The 21,013-nt window shown below is 40.3% G+C and carries 13 protein-coding genes; 8 read left to right on the top strand and 5 right to left on the bottom strand.

Features of this window, described 5'->3' with window-relative positions; translation table 11 throughout:
* Positions 1 to 1,559: 1,559 nt before the first annotated feature.
* From MSVAZ_RS06840 to MSVAZ_RS06850, 3 genes are all read right to left on the bottom strand, one after another.
* On the bottom strand, positions 1,560 to 2,732 hold the full coding sequence (locus MSVAZ_RS06840) for a type III PLP-dependent enzyme (protein WP_048119649.1): 1,173 nt from the start codon (positions 2,730 to 2,732) through the stop codon (positions 1,560 to 1,562).
* A 526-nt stretch (positions 2,733 to 3,258) separates the two neighbouring features.
* Positions 3,259 to 4,527, bottom strand: a complete 1,269-nt coding sequence (locus tag MSVAZ_RS06845; protein ID WP_048119651.1) for an APC family permease — start codon at positions 4,525 to 4,527, stop codon at positions 3,259 to 3,261.
* A 418-nt stretch (positions 4,528 to 4,945) separates the two neighbouring features.
* Positions 4,946 to 6,127 (bottom strand): FprA family A-type flavoprotein, encoded by a 1,182-nt coding sequence (locus tag MSVAZ_RS06850; protein WP_048123773.1) that lies wholly within the window; start codon positions 6,125 to 6,127, stop codon positions 4,946 to 4,948.
* A 458-nt stretch (positions 6,128 to 6,585) separates the two neighbouring features.
* On the opposite strand from MSVAZ_RS06850, the gene MSVAZ_RS06855 reads away from it, so the two are divergent.
* From MSVAZ_RS06855 to MSVAZ_RS06870, 3 genes are all read left to right on the top strand, one after another.
* Complete coding sequence (locus MSVAZ_RS06855) at positions 6,586 to 8,106, top strand: glutamine synthetase family protein (protein WP_048119653.1); 1,521 nt, start codon at positions 6,586 to 6,588, stop codon at positions 8,104 to 8,106.
* Between the two features lie 476 nt (positions 8,107 to 8,582).
* Positions 8,583 to 9,503 (top strand): D-aminoacyl-tRNA deacylase, encoded by a 921-nt coding sequence (locus MSVAZ_RS06865; protein WP_084626087.1) that lies wholly within the window; start codon positions 8,583 to 8,585, stop codon positions 9,501 to 9,503.
* Between the two features lie 130 nt (positions 9,504 to 9,633).
* Entirely contained in the window at positions 9,634 to 9,996 is a 363-nt protein-coding gene (locus tag MSVAZ_RS06870) for a DUF3147 family protein (RefSeq protein ID WP_048119656.1), read from the top strand.
* A gap of 468 nt (positions 9,997 to 10,464) precedes the next feature.
* Here the strand turns inward: MSVAZ_RS06870 and MSVAZ_RS19345 are convergent, their stop codons facing one another.
* Positions 10,465 to 10,689, bottom strand: coding sequence for a hypothetical protein (locus MSVAZ_RS19345; protein ID WP_082091052.1), 225 nt, complete (start codon positions 10,687 to 10,689; stop codon positions 10,465 to 10,467).
* Between MSVAZ_RS19345 and MSVAZ_RS06875 the strand changes: the two genes are divergently transcribed.
* Positions 10,688 to 13,543, top strand: coding sequence for a CheR family methyltransferase (locus MSVAZ_RS06875; RefSeq protein ID WP_232316240.1), 2,856 nt, complete (start codon positions 10,688 to 10,690; stop codon positions 13,541 to 13,543). The two genes, MSVAZ_RS19345 and MSVAZ_RS06875, sit on opposite strands and share 2 nt — an antisense overlap.
* Positions 13,544 to 14,240: 697 nt before the next feature.
* On the top strand, positions 14,241 to 16,271 hold the full coding sequence (locus tag MSVAZ_RS06880) for an MEDS domain-containing protein (RefSeq protein WP_052727911.1): 2,031 nt from the start codon (positions 14,241 to 14,243) through the stop codon (positions 16,269 to 16,271).
* Between the two features lie 1,066 nt (positions 16,272 to 17,337).
* On the opposite strand, the gene MSVAZ_RS06885 is transcribed toward MSVAZ_RS06880, so the two are convergent.
* On the bottom strand, positions 17,338 to 17,571 hold the full coding sequence (locus tag MSVAZ_RS06885; RefSeq protein WP_157206034.1) for a DUF2173 family protein: 234 nt from the start codon (positions 17,569 to 17,571) through the stop codon (positions 17,338 to 17,340).
* 378 nt (positions 17,572 to 17,949) lie between these two features.
* Between MSVAZ_RS06885 and MSVAZ_RS06890 the strand changes: the two genes are divergently transcribed.
* From MSVAZ_RS06890 to MSVAZ_RS06900, 3 genes are all read left to right on the top strand, one after another.
* Complete coding sequence (locus MSVAZ_RS06890; protein ID WP_048119659.1) at positions 17,950 to 18,516, top strand: hypothetical protein; 567 nt, start codon at positions 17,950 to 17,952, stop codon at positions 18,514 to 18,516.
* Between the two features lie 491 nt (positions 18,517 to 19,007).
* Positions 19,008 to 19,664 carry a cupredoxin domain-containing protein gene (locus MSVAZ_RS06895; protein WP_048119660.1) on the top strand — a complete coding sequence of 219 codons (657 nt, stop codon included), beginning with the start codon at positions 19,008 to 19,010 and terminating at the stop codon, positions 19,662 to 19,664.
* Positions 19,665 to 19,688: 24 nt separating this feature from the next.
* A complete protein-coding gene (locus MSVAZ_RS06900; RefSeq protein ID WP_048119662.1) occupies positions 19,689 to 20,855 on the top strand; it encodes a tRNA (guanine(10)-N(2))-dimethyltransferase in 1,167 nt (388 codons plus the stop codon).
* Positions 20,856 to 21,013 lie beyond the last annotated feature (158 nt).

Below are 21,013 nucleotides of genomic sequence, written 5' to 3' on the forward strand. Positions count from 1 at the left end.
CTATTCTCGGATCCCTACCTGCGATCCAACCCAGAGATTGAGAGGAAACCCTATTACTCTCAACCATCTCATTTTATAATGACATGAGTGATATATATCATAACCGACCCAAAAAACAATTTGTGATTTTAATTTTGCTTGGGCTAATTATTTTTTATATCCACGAAATTTTCAATGACATTAAAAATTTTGCAGGTATTAATTCAGTTGAACCTTTGCAAATATCATCATATTAAGTAATAAATAAGTGTAAGTATTGTCTTATTAAAACATACTGACTAAGTTTTTCATATTACTGACTAAGATCAAAATGATCTGAAAAAAGACTATAAGTATTAATAACCTATCCAAAAAGTAGTTGCCTGCTATACTTTTTATAATACGCAATATGCAAAATCGGAACGGATGCCCGGATATTTAAACCTATTGTAACTTTTTGATGTGCATAAAAGAAGGAATTCTTTTATTATCAGAGGTAATTGTCGGACAGCTTATAAAGACTTTGGGATTTAACTTCGTTCTTTAAAAACCTGCTTTTCTCGTATAGGAGTCTGGTGCATCTAACTTCATGCATAACCTGCCCAAAAGTAGAAGAAATTTATAAACATAATGTTGAGGTAGAGCTGAACGAAAACAAAAAGAGGATTTACTCTTCACGGCAATTAATGGAGATAGTGCTTACATAATAAATAAATAAATAAATAAATAAATAAATAAATAAATAAATAAATAAATAAATAAATAAATATACTTAGGAACGGTCATAAGGTTTATTAGAAATAAGGACATTATGAAAAATAACAAATAGCTTTATAAATTAATTCAAAAGTAGATGGTAGGGTTACCGAGTCCCTATTCCCGGATCCCTACCTGCGATCCAACCCAAAGATTAAGAGGAAACCCTATTACTCTTAATCTATAATCTTATAGTAGCGTGGAAATATATATCATAACCGACCAAAAAAACAGTTCGGATTCTGAATTTTCAAACAGCTCTTGTATTTGTTTGGCTGTGTAATTTTTAATGATCTTCAAATATTTGATCAAAACATAAAATTTGATGCATTAAATTGGCAGTAAGGCAGTAAATGCCATAAAAATTTCTTTTTTGAAAATTCTCGAGCCCCTTCATGCAATTCAATCCGGGAATTAAGAGTCCTCTATATTCTTAATCTGCATTTACTTTTATAAGCACATGGACATTAGAGTCATAACCGACTTGAACAAAGACAACATAACTATAGAGAATATCTAAGTCCAGAAAAAGTAGCTTTAGTCCTTAGTAGCTTTAGTCCTTAGTACTTTAGTCCTTAGTAGCTTTAGTCCTTAGTAGCTTTAGTCCTTCGTTTTCTGTTAGTTATAGGCAAATAGCACTAATTTAGGAACCATACCTCTTGACCTGCAACCTTTATGGTTGATCACGCCGCAGAGTTAGCCATCTTGAGCGGAGAAAAAGGGAACTCGAAAGAGCCGTATGTTGACTGCATAAAAGGGTGGAGACCTGGGTCATTCAAGCCCTTCAGTGCTCCACTCTTTTAAATTATACTTTTAGTAGGTTTTCAAAGAAGATAAGCCTTGAGTGGGGGGAAACCGTTAAAACACACAGAACTGTAGCTCTGGGTATAGGCGCCTGTCGTAAAGATGTATACGCGGTTTCCTTCGCGCATTGTATGAGGGAACGTATACTTGTGATGCTCATACAGGATATCCATGCTATCACAGGTCGGACCTGCAAGAATTACTTCTTCAGCACAACCTTTTTTGTCGCAGAAAATGGGGTATTTGATGCACTCATCAAGAGTTTCTATAAGGCCCCCGAATTTTCCAATGTCAAGATAAACCCATTTGTACTGGTTGAACCTGGCTTTTTTGGAGATCATTACAACTTCGCTTACTATTATACCGGCATTAGCAACCAGGGAGCGCCCCGGTTCTATGATAATTTCAGGCAGCTCTTCTCCAAAGTCCTCATGTAAAAAGCGGCGGATTTCTCCAGCATAGGTCTCAAGCTCATGAGCCTGAGCCTGGTATTTTGCAGGAAAACCTCCCCCAAGGTTTATCATTTTCAGATTTATGCCTTTTTCAGCTACTGCCTCAAAAAGATACTTACATTTGGAAATGGCATTATCCCACTGGCCAATGTCCCTCTGCTGGGAACCAACATGAAAAGAAAGACCATAAGGCTCAAGCCCTAACTTTTCAGCCTTCAGAATGAGTTTATATATCAGGTCAGGGTGCGAACCGAACTTCTTAGAGAGAGGCCAGTCAGCCCCGTCGCTTTCAGTAAGAATACGGAAAAATACTCTGGAACCTGGGGCTTTTCTAGCTAACTTTTTCAGATCGCTATCCGAGTCGGTAACGTAAAGCCTCACTCCTTTTTCATATGCGTATTCTATATCTTTCTCTTTTTTGATTGTATTGCCGTAACTGATCCTTTCAGGTTCTACCCCAAGCCTGAGAAGCTGATCAAGTTCATAAACCGTTGCTACATCAAAATTTGAGCCTTTACTCTTCAGGGCAAGCACAACCTCATCCATAGGGTTAGCCTTTACAGCATAGTGAATTTTTGCAAAGGGCATGTGCTCTACAAGCTCGTCGTAGCTTTGCTCTATCTTCTGCAGGTCAACAGTTAAAAATGGGGTTTCTTTATCCCGGGAGAACTTTTTGATTCGGTTAAACTCGTCTCTTGAAACGAAATCCTCCAACGGGAACACATAGTGCTCTTTTCTCATATCTACTCCCTTTTAAAATTAAAACTGATATATGCTCAGACTATGTACTTACTAGTTAATAATTTTTAGTATCTTGATAATTTATAATGATTATTCAGTTTATAATCAATTATTTTGATAACGAACGAAATAAAGCGATTCAAATAGGATTTTATGTATATAAAACTAATTCTCGGTGAATATTAAGACATGAAAATAACTGAAATCAATAAATATTTAATAAAAATTGTCATATCATAATAAAATATCCAATTAAACCCTATTTTTTCATTAAAGGCACTAGAAATCCGTTTATCTCTGAAGGAGATACGAGAAATCTTCGATATTCTCAGAATCTTCAAGAACGATTTTTGTCCAAAAAAGAAACATTATGGATTTAAAAGAAAATAGGAGTTTAATTAAACGATTTAACGGTTATAAAACCTTTTTTTATCTATATTATCTGGAAGTAACTCATTTTAATCCATTTTACAAAAGTTCATATTCGAAAAGTTTATAAATAAATTCAAAGTATTCCTGACAGGTTTTATCTGGTTCTGAACAGCACTACCAGTATCCCGATTCCTGCAAACATAAGACCGTAAGTTATAACTTCCAAACTTAGCTGAAAAAAAAGAAATACTGTAGAGAGAGCTCCAAGAAACGGCAGCAAGGGAAAACGGCCAATATTCAGGGGAACCTTAAAAGGGCGATTTCTTCCGGGGTCAGTATAACGGAGCTTTATCAGAGAGAGGTTGACCATAAAAAAGACAATAAAAATCATAAAATTAGAAATATTTGCTACGATCGCAACATCTTTGAATAGCACAAACAGGGCTGAGAACAAGGTAACTCCTAAAATTGCAACCCACGGAGTCTGGTAACTGGGGTGTATTCGGGAGAATATTTCCGGAAGTGACCCTGAATCTGCCATACCATATACAATCCTTGACCCTCCAAGCATTACCACAAGTACAGTGTTCATAGTAGAAAAAAGGGCTATCCAGGACATAAGGACAAAAGCTTCATTCCCCAGAGAAACAGCCACAACATCTGCAAGGGGAACCCCTGAAAGTCCGAGAACCCGAAAGTCAAGCACACTTACGGCAGTTATCGCCACGCACATGTACAGGAAAACCGTGAAAAATATCGCAATAAGCATGGCTTTTGGAGTTGTCTTTTCGGCTTCTTTTGTTTCCTGGGATAATCTTACGATATCCTCAAAACCTAGAAATGCAAAAAAAATCAGAGTTGAAGCCTCAAATATTCCTGCCAGGCCCGGAGTATCTAGGTAATTTACCGTTCCAAGGTAAGGAAGGCCTGTATAGATTACAATTAGAAGCCCTGACACTTCTATAAGAGTTATTAGAATAGATAGCCGGGCAGATTCCTTGACCCCATAAACCATGATAAGGCTGAGAACGATAAAAAGGCCCAGGGTCCCTGTTAAATATCCATTCCCGGAAAGGCTGCTGAAATACCTGCCAAACCCGAGGGCAACTGCAGAACTTGTTATTACTACAAAATATATGACAAGCAGTCCCACAAACAGGCCAATGCGTTCTCCAAAAGCTCTTCTTACGAATCCATATTCCGCTCCAGCCTTTGGGAACATGGAACTGAGTTCCATATAGCTGAAGGCAGAAAGTGTGGCCGTTGCTCCGGAAAACAGAAAAGAAAACCAGACCATATTGCCTGCAAGCCCTGCAGCTTTTCCCATAAGTACGTAGATTCCGGCCCCGAGGATATTGCCAATTCCTACCAGAGTGATCTCCAGCAGATTCAGTTCTTTTTTCAGTCCTGACTCCCCTTTCATAATAAAATCCCGCATCAAAACTTGAAAAATTCAAAAACAAAATCATAAAAGTATTAGTGATAAAAATGGAACCTCAATCTGTCAGAAAGACTATTTTATGAGAAGCTGTGATTACTTTCCATTAACCGGCTCCTTTCCACTCACTGGCTCTCAAAAATTCCCTTTTCGAGAATGTAGAAGTTTTACCATTAAATGAATGTGGAAGTTTTACCATTAAATAAACGTGGAAGTTTTACCATTAAATAACTCCACGGAAAGTTGCTGAAAAAAGCTAAATAAGGCCTCAGGATAGACTAGCCGGATTTTACCGGTCTGAGAGATACCTTATACGCGCGCTTAAAATAAAAATTTTCAGGCTTGAATTTACACATTTTCAGGTTTGTGTGCACATTTTCAAGTTTACGTACATATTTTCAGGTTACGCTTTCATTTTTTTGGCGAGCTCTCGGCCGATTTCCTCAACCTTTTTCAAATCTTCTTCACTGGGTTTGCCCTTCACCTGAAGCGTTCCTATAATTTCCATCTTTGAGGGAACCAGAATATCTCCTGCTTGCTTCAGAGCGCCTCCGCCCCAGCCGAAAGACCCAAGTATAACCCCATATTTTGCAGGCGGCTTGAGAGCTTTTACCAGGTAAGTGCCGTAGAGGGCAAGAGGATGCATGCCTGCAAGGACAGTTGGAGCTCCAATGATAACAGCGCGGGAATCAACCAGTTCTCTTGCAATATCTCCTGTATCCGCAACTTCAAGGTCATAGATTCTGACATCTACACCTTCTTTCAGTAAGGTTTCTGCGATTGTCCTGACCATCAGTTTTGTGGAGCCCCACATACTAACATAGACAATCAGGGCTTTATTATCGGTCTTTCCTGCAGTCCACTTTGTGTAGGGCTCAAGTATACGCTGAGGGTTTTTATAGATAGGCCCGTGGCTAGGCGTAATAATTGCGATATCAAGATCCTTTATTTTTTCAAGAGCCTTTGCCCCCATATTTCCAAAAGGCATCATGATTTCCCCATAATAGCGTTTTGCAAGAGGAATAAGGTCTTCCAGATCTTCGTCGTAAACGCCCTGTGCTGTGTGAGCTCCGAAGAAATCACATGGGAAAAGTACTTTGTCTTCAGGCAGATATGTGAACATAGTTTCAGGCCAGTGGAGCCAGGGAGCTTCAATAAAGCGCAGATTTTTTCCTCCCAAATCAATAACATCTCCATCGGCAACAACTTTAATCCGGGCGTCTGGCAGGTCATGGTAAAGGCGTGCCATTTTCACACCTCTCTCAGTCGTAACAAGCACTGAGCCTGGAGCCCTATCCATAATATAACGAATTGCACTGGAATGGTCGGGTTCGGCATGGTTCATAATCAGGTAGTCCAGTTTTTCCAGGCTGGAAACCAGGTTTATCTTATCTTCGAACTCCCCTTCAAAACCAGGATTTACGGTATCAATAAGCGCTGTTTTTTCTTCTCCTTTCACAAGATAAGCGTTGTAACTTGTCCCCTGAGGCAGCGGGACCAGAGCATCAAACATTCTACGGGTCCAATCTTTTGCCCCAACCCAGAATACATCTCTGGCAATTTCAGGAACACTGTAAATCTCCATATTTTTTACCTCCACTTCCCCAATGCAGTAAAGCGACTCAAAATAAGATTCAGACAAAGCCGTCTGCATCTATCATTCCGACAACTGGACTCATTTAGTGATTAATTTAATGACTATATTGTATTTGTCCGATATATTTATTAGGCAAAACCCTTAACTAATAAAACCCTGGATTTCAACTGACTTTTAACTTGGTAAGGGAAAGCTAACTTTAAAAAAATTAAACTGAGGCCGCGCAGCCTTCTCTTTTTTATAGTATTTTTTCAAAAAAATAAAAAAATGAAAAACTTTATATAGACAGCAGTAAGTTATCTTCTTCCTAGCAGGCAAGAGTTAACCAAATTATGGCCGATGTGGCAATCCGTGAGCCTGAAAAATATTTGGTATTGAAATGAGGCTTTAATACCTAGAATATTACAGTTATCTAGAATATTGCAGTTAAAAAAGAAGGGATAATTATGAAAGCATCATCCGTAGAATTGAATCCTAATAAACTGGTACAGTACCTCAACAAACCAGCAAGCGAATTCACCAAAGAAGATATTATAAAGTTCATAAAGGAAAACGGCATTAAGATGCTGACTTTCCGTTATATTGGTGGAGATGGAAGACTCAAATCTCTCGCCTTTGTGATCAGAGACGAAGAACATCTTGACAACTTGCTTTCCGCTGGTGAGAGAGTCGATGGATCAAGCCTTTTTACATACATCGAAGCAGACTCAAGCGATCTCTATATCCTTCCTAAATACAGGACTGCCTTCGTGAATCCTTTTGAAGAAATCCCAACCCTGGATATCCTCTGTTCCTACTTCGACAAGGATGGAAGCCCTCTTGCAAGCTCTTCCGAAACCGTCATGAAGAAGGCTGGCCAGGTCTTGATCGAGAAGACAGGCTATGAACTTCAGTCAATGGGTGAACTCGAATACTACATCATTGCCAACAAAGAAGATGTCAATATGGCTTTCCCAGCCGTTGACCAGAGAGGATACCACGAGTCCAATCCCTTCACCAAATTCGACCAGCTCAGAAAGGAAGCAATGCTGTACATCTCCGAAGCTGGCGGAAAAATCAAGTACGGGCACTCTGAAGTCGGAAACTTTACTGACGATAAATACTACTACGAACAGAATGAAATCGAATTTGAGACTGACACACTTGAGAACACTGTCGACCGTCTGCTTATCGCAAAGTGGATGCTCAGGATGCTTGCCGACCAGTACGGTGTAATTGTCAGCTTTGCACCGAAGATCACTGTCGGAAAAGCAGGAAGCGGGCTGCACGTCCATATGAAACTCCTGAAAGACGGAAAGACCGTTATGGTAGAAAATGGCGGCGTTAGCGACACTGCAAAAACTGCAATTGCCGGTCTTCTTGACATTGCAGCAGGAATTACTGCTTTTGGAAACAGAATCCCAACATCCTACCTGCGTCTTGTACCTCACCAGGAAGCTCCTACCAACATTTGCTGGGGAGACAGGAACCGTTCTGCTCTGATCCGTGTGCCTCTTGGCTGGTTCGCTGAAGAATCCAGCAAGATGGTAGCTATCGCCAACCCGAACTATAATGAAGAGTTCAAGAGCCACAGCTACAAGTCTACCTTTGAATTCCGTGCAGCAGACCCCTCAGCTGACCTTTACCTCTTGATGGCAGCCTTTGCTGTAGGTATCCGCCACGGCTTTGAAATGAAAAACGCTCTTGATGTTGCAAAGAAGCTCTACATCGATGTCAACATTTTCAAGGACGAACACAAGGACAGACTTGCCCAGCTTGAGCACCTGCCTGCTTCCTGCTACGAGTCCGCTCAGGCCCTGAAAGGACTGAAAGATATCTTCATGGAATACGATGTCTTCTCCGAAGGTATGATCAACGACACCGTAAACTACCTTGAAGGCCTTGACGACAACAATCTCAGTGAGAGACTCTACGGCAAGAACGAAGAAATCAGGAAACTTGTGGACTCTTACATCCACGTTGGATAATCCTGTTTCAGCACTTCAAACGATTTTTTTCTATAGAAAAACGCAGACTCCTGCTTCTCAGGAAGCAGGGTTCTGCCAATAATATTTTTCTGAAATATTTCTGAAAGTACTCTTCTGTCAGTTTTTCTAAAAGAAGTATGCTTTTTGCTGTTTTTACCTTAGTTACCTTTCGCTTACGGTTCATGCTGCTTTTTACTTTAGATATCTTTTTACTCTTCACTTAAGGTTTTTTACCTCAGATCTTACCCCGGTTCTTAATATAGGGACTTTCTTTTCCGTTTTTTCCATATGATTTTCTCGATTTTTTTCTCGGTTTTTTCTCGGTTTTCTTTCGGGCTTTATCAGTTCTAATTTTTCAAGGTAACACTTCATGGCCTATTCAGGTCTACACCCAGACTGCGATACGGGGTTGGTTTTATCTATCTTAACGAAATCTATAGGGAACGTAAAGTGATAAGGACTTGAATTGATCAGAAATGAAAGAAAACAGCAATCCAGAAAATTCCGGGAGCCAGGAAAAAAACCTCCTTGAAGACCCGGTCCCAAGAATAACAATCATTTGTTCTGCCCCCGACCTTGCCAGCCAGAACATTAAGACCAACCTTTTAAACCTCATGGAATGGAACCTCCTTGAGCTTCCTGAAAACTCCGGATTCTATGCGGCCAGGGAGTCGCAGGACGGAAAATTCAGGCTTATTGATATTGAGGAAATGCATGTCTTCCAGGACGGACTCGACAGGAAACTCGAAAATGAAGGGTTGCCAGCTTCCCTTATAATTTTCGCATCCAAACACCGGAGCAAAGAGGAGATTTCTTCCCTTACCGTACACTGTACAGGGAACCCCTCAGACGATGCAAGGCTTGGAGGCTGCCCGAAGTCTCTTGCAGTCTCTTCTCCGGCTGCCATGAAGTCCATCCTTATGGAAATGAAGCGCCTGGCTGAGCAAAAAGGCCTCAAGTACGATGTTACCCTTGAAGTGACCCACCACGGGCCGACTGAGCTTTTAGTTCCCTCGCTTTATGCTGAAATAGGAAGCACTGAAGCGCAGTGGAAAGATCCTGAAGCAGGAGAGGTTGCTGCAAAAGCCATCCTTTCAGTCTCCCTTGAAAAAGTGCCAGTTGCCATCGGTTTTGGAGGTGGGCATTATGCCATGCGCCAGACCGGACTTTTGCTTGAAACCGGGATATCTTTTGGACACAATTTTCCCAAGTACAAGCTTGAATTTGTGGATGAAGCCCTGATCAAACAAGCAATTGAAAAATCAAAGGCTGATTTTGCTTATTTTGACCGAAAATCCATGAAAAGCGGAGAAAGGAAAAAGATTTCCGAAATCCTTGAGAAGCTGGGGCTCAATGTCCTTAAAGAATCCGAGATCAGGGAAAAATATGGAAATTAACGTTAAAGCAAAGTTTAAAACAAGTATAATTCTCCAGAAAAGTTGTATTACGACATAAAAAGCTGTATTACGACATAAAAAGTTATATTACTGCTTATATAGAGCGTTCCAGTACACAGAAAGGGATACAATGCTGAACATAGAGATACTTCCGGTTCTCCTCCGCTTTCTTTTTGGAGGAAGCGCTGTTGCGATTTCCGCAATTGTTGCAAAGAAATTCGGAGGCAGATTGGGGGGAGTTTTTGCAGCTTTCCCGGCAGTATATCTGGCAGCAATTCTGGGCCTGAGTATAGATTATAAAGGAAGCGAACTGCTCCTGATCTCAGAACAGCTTTCTAAAGGTGCACTTGTGGGAATGCTGGCAGATATTTGCTGTGCTCTTGCTGCAAGTTATTTGATTCTCAGGTCTGGGTGGAAAAAAGGGCTGGTTTACTCGCTTCTCCTCTGGGCCGTGCTTGCTCCTGCAATCTACTTATTGTGGTTCAGATTCTGAAAAAATCTTTGGTCAAGCTTTCTTTTAGAAAGGTTGTGGGCAAGCTTTTCTTCCCTTTTACAGACGATTAAATGAGCTATCCAGACGAACCTGTTGTGACTTTCTGTATCTTTATAACAATTATATCTTTGTAACATTCATTATTGACTTTCAGACAGGTTCTTCGAATTCTCTGACAATTTAGCGAAGATAGTGTAATGATAAGTATCACTTACCTCTAGCTTATATTTGTTGAGCAGGTAATCTTTACATATTCATTTTATTCATCTATCACCTGCATTGTTTTGGGCATACTCTTGCGACATAAAGACACAGAAAATATCTGCGATCTCCTGCTATTGAGTTTATCTATATTTCACAATTAAAATTGGCAACAATGTCCGATGATGATCAAGTATATTTCTGAACAACGTTTTAAAAGAACATGCATAACTTAGGAGATTCTGGTAAGGAAAAATACCCTGTGATTTAAGAGGGATGTGATAACACGGACAAGGAGAAGGAGCCCACAGGCAAAGAGGAAATACAAAGGTCAAAAAAAGAAAAGCCGCAAGCTATAGAAAAAATCTCAACTGGGGAAAATTCTGTTCTGGATATATCTCTGGATAAGTCTCCAAAAAAGGACTTTCCAATTGTAGGCATCGGGGCATCGGCTGGTGGGCTAGCTGCATTCGAAGCCTTCTTTTCAGCCATGCCCTCAGACACCTATCCCGGAGCGGCTTTTGTCCTGATACAGCACCTGGATCCTAATTATAAAAGCATTCTTTCCGACCTGATCAGGAGCTTTACCAGGATGCCTGTATACGAAGTTACAAATTGGATAAATATTGAGCCGAACTGTGTTTATATCATCCCGCCTAACCGCGATATGGTTCTTCGGGATGGCGTGCTCCAGTTGATAGAGCCATCCCAGCCGCGTGGTCGTCGCCTGCCGATTGATATATTTTTCAGCTCTCTGGCCCAGGACAAAAAAGAAAAGGCTATTGGTATTGTCCTCTCGGGTACCGGTAGCGACGGCACAAAAGGGGTGCAGGCTATCAAGGCTGAGGGAGGAATGGTAATGGCACAGGCCCCCGAGTCCAGCGAATACAACAATATGCCTCTTAGTGCTATTGCTACAGGTCAGGTGGATTACGTCCTGAAGCCTGAAGAGATGCCTGCACAGCTCATTAATTATATTGCCTATGTATTCGGTAAAACACGCCAGGTAACCTCAAAATTTGAATGCCTGATGAAAAATATATTCAATTTTCTTCACATCAAGACTGGTCATGACTTTTCTCACTACAAATACGGTACCATCAATCGGCGCGTTGAACGGCGCATGGCTATCCGAAATATTGAGAATGTGGATGAGTATGTGCATTATTTAGAGCAAAAGCCCGCTGAGGTGGAAGCTCTCTTTCATGACCTTTTAATCGGCGTCACCAGTTTCTTCCGTAATCCTGAAGCTTATGAAGCACTCCAGGAACAGGTTATCCCGTGTCTCTTTGTCGGCAAGTACCCAGAGTCATCAATACGTATCTGGGTGCCCGGATGTTCCACAGGTGAAGAGGCATATTCCATAGCCATTTTACTCCAGGAACAGATGGATAACTTTGACCAAAATTTCAAGGTGCAAATTTTCGCCACTGATATTGACAGTAAGGCTATTGAAAAGGCCCGTAGCGGTCTCTATCCAGCCAATATTGCCGCTGATATGTCCTCTGAAGGGCTTAAGCGTTTCTTCACTCTGGATTCAGACGGCTACTACCATATTCATCATAATATCCGTGAAATGGTTATTTTTTCCGAACAGGATATCATTAAGGATCCTCCATTTTCTAAGCTTGACCTCATCAGTTGTCGCAACTTGCTGATCTATATGGACAAAGAACTGCAGAAGAAACTAATTCCCCTCTTCCACTACGCTTTGAACCCTGGTGGATTTCTCTTTCTTGGTCCTTCCGAAAATGTGGGCGAGTTCATAAATCTTTTTGACACACTGGACCGCAAGTCAAAACTCTATATTAAAAAAGGAGGTCATAGCAGTGAGTATTTCCTTTCCATAGGGACTTTTATTTCACCATCGATGAAAAGCGAAGCCAGAAAACCTTCAGGCAACGTTCCTGTCGAAATCAGACCTAAACTGCGAGAGCTGACCGAGCACGCAATGCTGCAATATTATGCCCCTGCCAGTGTTTTGATCGACGAACACGGTAATATCCTGTATATTTATGGCCGTACTGGCATGTACCTTGAACCAGCTTCGGGTGAAATCGGCATGAACATCTTGAGTATGGCTCGAGAGGGATTAAGATCAGAACTGACTACGGCCCTGCACAGAGCCGTCATAAATAAAGCGCCAGTGTTTCATCCCAGAGTGCGAGTTAAAACCAACGGCAATTTCACTACAATTAATCTGGCGGTAAGACCTGTAGAGCGAAACCATGATACAACCACCTGGCTAAACTTATTCTTGGTCACTTTTGAGGAAACGCTGGAGTTGGAGCAGATCGAAACCGAAAAGGCTATCTCTACAGATGCTGGCGAAAAAGCCTGTGAAACGGATGTGGATGTGCGAATCTTAAAGCTAAAAAAGGAGCTACAGGCCAAGGAAGAAAGCCTCAAAGCTTCCAATGAGGAACTGACAACTTCCAATGAAGAACTTAAATCTGCCAACGAAGAAATGCAGTCAGTCAACGAGGAACTACAGTCCACAAATGAGGAACTGGAGACTTCAAGGGAGGAACTGCAATCCGTAAATGAAGAACTGGGCACGGTTAATATCGAGCTGCAAAACAGGGTAGCTGAACTGTCTCAAGCCAATAACGACATGAATAACCTGCTGGCTGGAACAGGCATCGGCACTATCTTTGTGGACCATCAACTACGTATCATGCGCTTCACTCCTCCAGTTACACGTTTGATAAATCTGATCCCATCAGACATTGGAAGGCCGGTTGGACATATTGTCTCAAATCTTCTGGGCTATGACCGCTTGGTAGAGGACATAAAAGAGGTGCTGGACAGCCTGATACCCAAAGATATTGAGGTCCAGACTAAGGAGAATACCTGGTATTTGCTGGGCATCCGGCCTTATCGCACTCTTGAAAACACTATTGAAGGAGCGGTAATTACTTTTACGGATATTACCGAGATGAAACGGGTGAGGCTTAAGGAGTCTGAAACTATGTGCCGCCTGGTTGCAGTAGCGCACGATGCAAGCGATGCTATAACGTTGCAGGACATGGAAGGCAACATCCTGGCCTGGAACCCAAAGGCAGAGAGTATTTATGGCTGGAGTGAAGCCGAAGCACTCTCAATGAATGTTAGCAGCATGATCCCGGAAGGTCGGAAAACAGAAGAGCTACTTATAGTGAAAAAGCTTAGCCGGGCTGAGGTCCTTGAACCTTACCGCACCCAAAGAATTACCAAGGATGGCAGGATAGTGGATATATGGCTGACCGCCACTTCACTGGTAAACGAAGCAGGTGAAGTATATGCTATTGCAACCACGGAGCGGGAAATCAAATTAGAAGATAATGAGAAGAAGAGCCCGAAATAAAAGGACTTTCCAGATCATGAGGTCTCAAAACTCGACCTATTTCTACAATTGATAATTTGTATTGTTGATTTTGGATTTAGATCATAATTTATTCTGAAATTAAGGAATACATTTACCTTGAAGTCGAATATATATTCAACTGTAGAGTCAATTGTAGTTTTGAGACTGCTTGAGATGATACCTTTGTATAGGCTCAAGGAAGATCCCTTGATAAAAATCACTTGATCCTTGATAAAAATCACTCGATATCAGAAAATTTTGAGTCGCTGCCTCTTCAAAGAAAGTATTAATATAGAATAATATTAAAGTAAATTAATGAATTAAGTTATTTTATAAGACCAGATAAGAATCATCTTGCTCAGTAGATACGCGTTAATTTTTATTATTCAATTTATATATAAAACACGATTGTTGGAGTCAGTCTCGATTAAATCTGAAAAAAATTAACAGAACATATGTTTACGAGAACTAAATCTGTTCTTGTGCTTAACATTTTTCAGTAATTAACTTCAGGGTTTAAATACTATAGCCGAAATTGTGAAAAATAAGAAGATTGGGGCGCGTATAGTCATGCCTGTAATTGTTGCAACAACAAACTTCATTGCGCCTCATTGGGCAATTGCATTATTTAGCCTCGTGACTAGATTGAGATAAGAAACATTTGCCTTTACATTCTTCTATTTGGAGGAAAGTTGGAGTGAAAGAAAGCCTGAGGAAATCTGGCATTGATATTATTGGAGATGTACCCTGGGGTACACATATTTGTCAATTCTATCAAACAAAAGAAGATTTAATAGATACACTGGTTCATTACTTCAAGACAGGACTGAATAATAACGAGTTTTGCTTGTGGATTCTGTCAGAGCCCCTGAAAGTAAAAGATGCAAAAGAATTCCTGAGAATGGCTGTTCCTTATATTGATAGTTATTTGGATAAAGGACAGATACAAATTCTTCCTTATAGTCGGTTTTATGCAGAAGAGGGCGTTTTTGATTCGGAGAGAGTCTTAAGCAGTCTTGTTGAAAAACTCAACCAGGCCCTGGCAAGTGGATACGATGGATTGAGGTTGAGTGGAAATGCTTTGTGGCTGGATAAAGAGAATTGGAGTGATTTTGTTAACTATGAGATAAAACTGGACAGTGCCACAGGCAATTATCAGATGATCGCGCTCTGTACCTATTTTCTTGACAAGTTCGATGCAACCAAAATCATCGAGGTGGCTATTAACCACCAGATTGTGTTAATCAAGAGGGACGGAAAATTGGAACAGATAAAAAATTCCAAGCGTGAAAAAGAAGAAGAAAAAATCAGGAGTTTAGCAGATATTGTGGAGTCCTCAAATGATGCTATTTTAACTATCTCGCTTGATGGTACTATTACCAGCTGGAACAAAGGTGCAGAGCAAACTTATGGTTATTCAGCTAAAGAAATTATTGGGAAACCCATATCCATCCTTGAACCGCCCATCTTAATTGAGGAAACAGAAGAATTAATTGAACTGTTTAAACAGGGAGACAAAATCCACAATTATGAGACTTTGCGGTTAAGAGAAGACGGCAGGATAATAAACGTTTCAGTAACTTTTTCTCCGATTTTTGACGCCTTTAAAAAGCTGGTTTCTATCTCAGTTATCTCCAGAGATATGACCAGAAGTAAAAGAGTCGAAGAAAAACTCCGGAAGAGTGAAGAAAGATACAGAATCGCTACAGAGCAGACAGGGCAAGTGGTATATGAATATGATTTAAGAACAGATAAGAGTAGCTGGGCAGGTGCTATAGAAAAAGTTACAGGGTATAGCCTTGAAGAGTTTCAGAGGTTTGGAAAGAAAGTATGGCTTAAAAATATTCATCTGACAGATATGAGTAGTGGGGATGAAAAGTTTCAGAGTGCAAGAAAGACTGGAGGTAGATTTAAGGAAGAATTAAGATTGAGAAAAAAAGATGGAAGTTGCATTTATATAGAAAATAACGGAGTCTGGCTTACAGGTTATGATAGCCAGCCTTGTGAAGCTATAGGAGTATTGAAAGACATTACTGAAAGAAAAAAGACAGAAAATTTCCTTAAAAGTATAGAAACTGCCCGTAAGAAGGAAATCCATCACAGGATAAAGAATAACCTTCAGGTAATTTCTTCTCTTCTCGATCTTCAGGCTGATAAGTTCAATGATACGAAAGTTGTTGAAGCTTTCAGGGAAAGCCAGAATAGAGTATTATCTATGGCTCTCATCCACGAAGAGCTGCACGAAGGCATGGGAAGCGATGTACTGAACTCTTCTAAATATCTAGAGAGGCTTGTTGAGAACATTTTCCAGACGTACAGATCTAGAAATGCCGATATTATATTGAACATGGATCTGGAAGAAAATATTTTCTTTGATATGGATACTGTAGTTCCGTTAGGGCTAATCGTCAATGAACTCGTTTCAAATTCTCTTAAACATGCATTTGTCGACAGAGATAACGGGCAGATTCAAATTGAACTTTGTAAAGGAGAATCAATCGGATGTAAAGACAATACAGCAGGAAGCAAACAAGAGGAATTTCACGGTACCAGTTTTATCCTGATAGTCTCAGACAATGGAGTAGGTATACCTGGAGATTTTGATCTGGAGAATCCTGCTAGCCTTGGCATGCAACTGGTAAACACTCTCATAGACCAGTTAGAAGGCAAACTTGAACTAAAAAAAGGCAATGGGACGGAATTTACTATAAAATTTAGAGTGATGTAAAAAAGTATAAATGTAACAAAAAATTGTATGCAGGTTACTGGTTTTAGTTTTTTATAAGAAATAGTTATGTGTGCAGGTTACTGGTTTTAGTTTTTAATAAGAAATAGTTATGTGTGCAGGTTACTGGTTTTAGTTTTTAATAAGAAATAGCTATCACCAATTATTATCTCCCGCATGTACCCGACAGGGACTTTCTCCTCCATATGCAGTGACGCCTTGCTAGATGGTATGTTTAGGACTTACGCAGTTGAACTGAAAAATCAACAGCATCAGATCGTTAACTGTCTAAACCGTAACTTTAATCCACAGTCTTTGGCGTAATTGATTTTGTTCCTTAACTTCATAAGTCCTAAAAACTGATTCAGTCGACAGCAACCACCGGATGCAACAAAAGTAAAGTAGATGAAACAAAAGGGAAATGTAAGCATGAAAATATTACTAATTAACGTTTAAATTAAAGTTTAACGAAAAGAGGTTACCAAAAGAATAGTCAGAAGAGTTATCAAAAGAATTGTCAAAAATCATATAATAAAAAGCCTTTTAAACTTATAAAGTGATCCATAAGGCCTGGTCCAATTTTAATGTAGTTTAGTTCTGTACTCAGTTAAGTTAGTACTTATTTAAGTTACCTTATTTAAGTTACCTTATTTAAGTTACCTTAGTTAAGTTACCTTAGTTAAGTTACCTTATTTAAGTTACCTTATTCAAGTTACCTTATTCAAGTTACATACTTTCTTTGTACGTCTTCTTTATACATCGGGACTTGACCCTATGGACCAATTATTACTATGTAAGTAATGGTATATAAGTAATGGTATAATAAAAGACAATATACTTTTTTTAGCTGTGTTGCAAGAAAGGTATAACCTAATTTAGAGGCTTGAATTAAGGCTTTGGGCAAAATACAGGCAAACTATTTAAAAGGGTTACAGATACAGTCGACAAACTGCCCATAATGCAGGCAGATCTGCCTGATTAATGAAATAATTACCTGATCCCATTGCCTAATCCTATTGCCTAACCATATTACCTGACTCGGGCTGGCCAGCCAGGTTTTGTTCAAGCGTTAACATATTCCCAGGGCTGTAAAGAGCTTCTTTAAATCTGCCTTTGACTTCTCAACAAAAACTCCTCTCGTTCCCGAGATCATAACGGTCCAGTCGCCGCCGCTGTACATCCAGTTCTGCTGAGGTACCCAGTTCATCTTGTAGAGTTGCGTGTAAGCACTGGCCAGAGCATCAAATATCAGGTTCACGGTTCCACAGAACTTGGCAGTTATCTCGGCCATCTCTTTTGGCATCGCATCCCTTGACTTATTAGATAAAAATGTGATGGACCAGAAAATAATAAAAAGTCTCAAAAATATATAAATATGCACAAATACTTTAAAAAATAGAAATGGAAGTAGAAAATACATTTATAAGTACGGACTATCCTAAAAAAGAATAATAAGATTTGAAATTCCCTTAAGAACAAACTGTAACAATAAAAACACTGAGTCCTCAAAAGGTCAATAAAGGTTAAATTAAGATTAAACAAAAACCAACATAGGTGTTAATAAGGGTCAATAAAATCTAAATGGTTAAGCTTTAAATTGAATATCAGCTTAAAATTACATAGATTTTGATTTGATCTGTTGATTTCCTAAATTTCACAATCGTAAGATGTGAGGAATAAGATGAAAACAAAAATACTTGTGCTGCTTCTTATATTCGGCGCCGTTTTACTTTCAGGATGCACAGGGAATGAACAACCCTCAACAGAGGAAAATGCAACCCCGGAGGGAACCGTAACTCCTGTGGAAAATACAACTGTTGTAGATACACCGGAAGAAAATGTAACCACTGAAGAAAACGCAACCCCTGAAGAAAACCTAACCCCTGAAGAAAACCTAACCTCGGAAGAAAACCTAACCTCGGAAGAAAGCGTAACTTCGGGAGACAATGGAAGACTTAATATCTCATCTTCTGAAATTAAAGACACTCCATATGTGTTAAGACTGATCAATAACAGAATAAGTTCCTCAAGTCTTGAAATAAAAAAGGGAGAATCAGTTTCCTGGGTAAATATGGAAGACAGCCCAAAAAGGGTCCTTACCCTCGTGAGTGAAGAAAAGATTTTCAATGATACAAGACTTTCGTACAAACGTACTTTTACATATACCTTCAACGAGACAGGGGACTACAAATTCAGTGTTGTCGGTCAGTCCAGAATGAATGTCACCGTTAGTGTTGATGAACCCTGATAAATAGTTTCTAAAAATTAAAGAGTTGAAAGTTCAGGGAATATCAAGCTTGATGAATGTTCTAACTATTTGCAGGAAAGGCCAATAAAATTTTGGCCAATAAAATTTCCTGGCAATCTATTTTTGAAGCTTTTTAAATCAGGACATCTCTGGGCAAACATATATCTTAATTTGCTTCTCCTTAAGTATGCATGTTCTTTTCTAAGGCTTTCTGAGGCCTTTAGAACTACGTTCCTAAACAACATACAAACTAGTATTAAAATTCGTTCCCGATTACTAAAATTCGCCACTTATTACTGAAATTATCTGATTATTACTAAAATTAGTTCCTCATTATATGATCCAGATCAGCGCTTATCATCCGAAATTCACGCCTTCGCTTCAAAAATAACTCCGGCTGAAAGAACTGTTCTAAGAAAGCATTATTATTTATAAATGGCTTATATTAAACTGGGAATACAAAAGGTAGATTAGTAATAAGGGGAAGGGGATTGAAAACAAAAAAAATAATTCTCCTCCTGATAGCCCTATCAGTAATAATATCAGGCTGCCTGAGCTCGGAAGACGAAAAGGATAATGGGAAAAAAGACCGAGAGGCAAGCGGCAGTTCAGGAGGTTCGCAAAGACAAAGAGAAGTGAGAACGCCCGTAGGAATGCAGGAAGAAACGTGGACGCCGGAAAAAACGGAAACTGAAGGGGAAATGTGTACACCGGAAAAAACGGAAACAAAGGAAGAAACGGGAACTCAGGAAGAAACGGGAACACAGGTAGATTTAGACACGCCAGAAGACGCGGGAATTTCCGGAATGACTAATGAACCTGAGATGGAGCAAACAGAAGCCTGGACCGGGGAAAGGGGGCAAGCTGGAACCATCCAGCCTGGTGAAACAGTACCGACGTCACATCTTGTAAGGCTTAAGAATTATCTTATGATTCCTTCAAGCCTGAAAATCAATATAGGAGATACAGTTGTTTGGAGAAATTACCAGGAGTCCAGTGTGCTTACCCTGACCAGCAAGGAGCGCCTTTTCGAGGACCAAAGGCTTGTATATGGAAATACTCTGGAGTATACGTTCAATGAGTCAGGAAGCTACAATTTCAGTGTAAAAGGATATCCTAAAATGCAGACGACCATCACTGTAAAATAAGATCCCAAAGTATAGCAGTTTCAAATGACATATAAAACTATAGTCGAAGGCACAACAAAGGTTTCAGTTCCGGTACCGCCTCCGGATGCAACCTTCCCTCCCTCGGCAGCTCCGGTTTTTTACAATCCGGAGATGGAGCTTAACCGCGATATTAATGTTGCAGCTACGGCTGCATTTGTGAAAAGGCTTCTTTCGAGAAAAGAGCTTCTCAGGGAAGAAGTCCGCTATGTGGACGCTTTTTCAGCGTCAGGGATAAGGGGGCTTCGGATTGCAGGCGAAGTAGGGATCCATGCGACTATGAATGACTGGAGTCCCGAAGCGTTTGAACTTATAAAGGAAAATATCAAAATTAACGGGCTTGAGGAAAAAACCCTGGCTACCCGCAAGAGTGCAAATGTGCTGCTTCACGAGCAAAAATACCATATCGTGGACATTGACCCTTTTGGTACTCCTTCGCCCTTCCTGGACGCAGCATCAGCCTCGGTCAGGAGTATGCTGTCGGTTACAGCAACAGATACTGCTCCCTTATGCGGGGCCCACCTGAAAGCCGGGATACGGAAATATGCGGCTGTACCCCTTAATACGGAATATCACAGTGAAATGGGGCTTCGAGTCCTCCTGGGGGCGTGTGCCAGAGAGCTTGCAAAGCATGAAAAAGGAATGTCACCTCTGCTTTCCCATGTGACGCGCCATTATGTTCGCGCATACCTCGACGTCCTCCCTGGAACAAAACAAACTGACCGAACTCTAAAGTCAATAGGCTTCAGTATTCATTGTCCGAAATGCGGGTTTAGAGGGCCTGTATACGGACTTGCAGTACATATCGAGAAAGAATGCCCTGTTTGTGGGGCTTCCACACAAATTGCAGGCCCTCTATGGCTTGGGCCATTCAGGGAACAGGCATTCTGTGATGAGGTTATTTCCGAACTTGAAGTGCATCCTCTAAACACAAAAGATAAAGCAAAAAAAATAATTACTTTCTGCAGGGACGAGCTCGATATCCCGATGTTCTATGACCAGCATGTTATCTGTAAAGAACTTGGAGCTTCTGCAACCGGGATCGAAATCCTGATAATAGCCCTTAAAGCCCACGGATTTGAAGCATCAAGGACTCATTTCAGCGGTACTTCATTCCGAACCGATGCGCCTATTGCAGAAATTAAGGAAATAATCAGGGCGCTTTCAGAGTGAGTTCCTCAGATAAAAATGCAGAGGTAAAAGTAAAGGTTAGGAATTGTCTCAGTATTATCCACTGAAGGATCCCAGTATTATATAAACCACTGAAGAATCCCAGTATTATATAAACCATTGAAGAATCCCAGTATTATATAAACCATTGAAGAATACTT

This window comes from Methanosarcina vacuolata Z-761 (genome assembly GCF_000969905.1).
GTDB lineage: Archaea > Halobacteriota > Methanosarcinia > Methanosarcinales > Methanosarcinaceae > Methanosarcina > Methanosarcina vacuolata.

Bases quoted from the DNA above. Each gene is read 5' to 3' on its own strand.
- MSVAZ_RS06840 (WP_048119649.1), bottom strand. From the start codon at position 2,732: ATGAGAAAAGAGCACTATGTGTTCCCGTTGGAGGATTTCGTTTCAAGA.
- MSVAZ_RS06845 (WP_048119651.1), bottom strand. From the start codon at position 4,527: ATGAAAGGGGAGTCAGGACTGAAAAAAGAACTGAATCTGCTGGAGATC.
- MSVAZ_RS06850 (WP_048123773.1), bottom strand. From the start codon at position 6,127: ATGGAGATTTACAGTGTTCCTGAAATTGCCAGAGATGTATTCTGGGTT.
- MSVAZ_RS06855 (WP_048119653.1), top strand. From the start codon at position 6,586: ATGAAAGCATCATCCGTAGAATTGAATCCTAATAAACTGGTACAGTAC.
- MSVAZ_RS06865 (WP_084626087.1), top strand. From the start codon at position 8,583: ATGAAAGAAAACAGCAATCCAGAAAATTCCGGGAGCCAGGAAAAAAAC.
- MSVAZ_RS06870 (WP_048119656.1), top strand. From the start codon at position 9,634: ATGCTGAACATAGAGATACTTCCGGTTCTCCTCCGCTTTCTTTTTGGA.
- MSVAZ_RS06875 (WP_232316240.1), top strand. From the start codon at position 10,688: ATGCCCTCAGACACCTATCCCGGAGCGGCTTTTGTCCTGATACAGCAC.
- MSVAZ_RS19345 (WP_082091052.1), bottom strand. From the start codon at position 10,689: ATGGCTGAAAAGAAGGCTTCGAATGCAGCTAGCCCACCAGCCGATGCC.
- MSVAZ_RS06885 (WP_157206034.1), bottom strand. From the start codon at position 17,571: ATGCCAAAAGAGATGGCCGAGATAACTGCCAAGTTCTGTGGAACCGTG.
- MSVAZ_RS06890 (WP_048119659.1), top strand. From the start codon at position 17,950: ATGAAAACAAAAATACTTGTGCTGCTTCTTATATTCGGCGCCGTTTTA.
- MSVAZ_RS06900 (WP_048119662.1), top strand. From the start codon at position 19,689: ATGACATATAAAACTATAGTCGAAGGCACAACAAAGGTTTCAGTTCCG.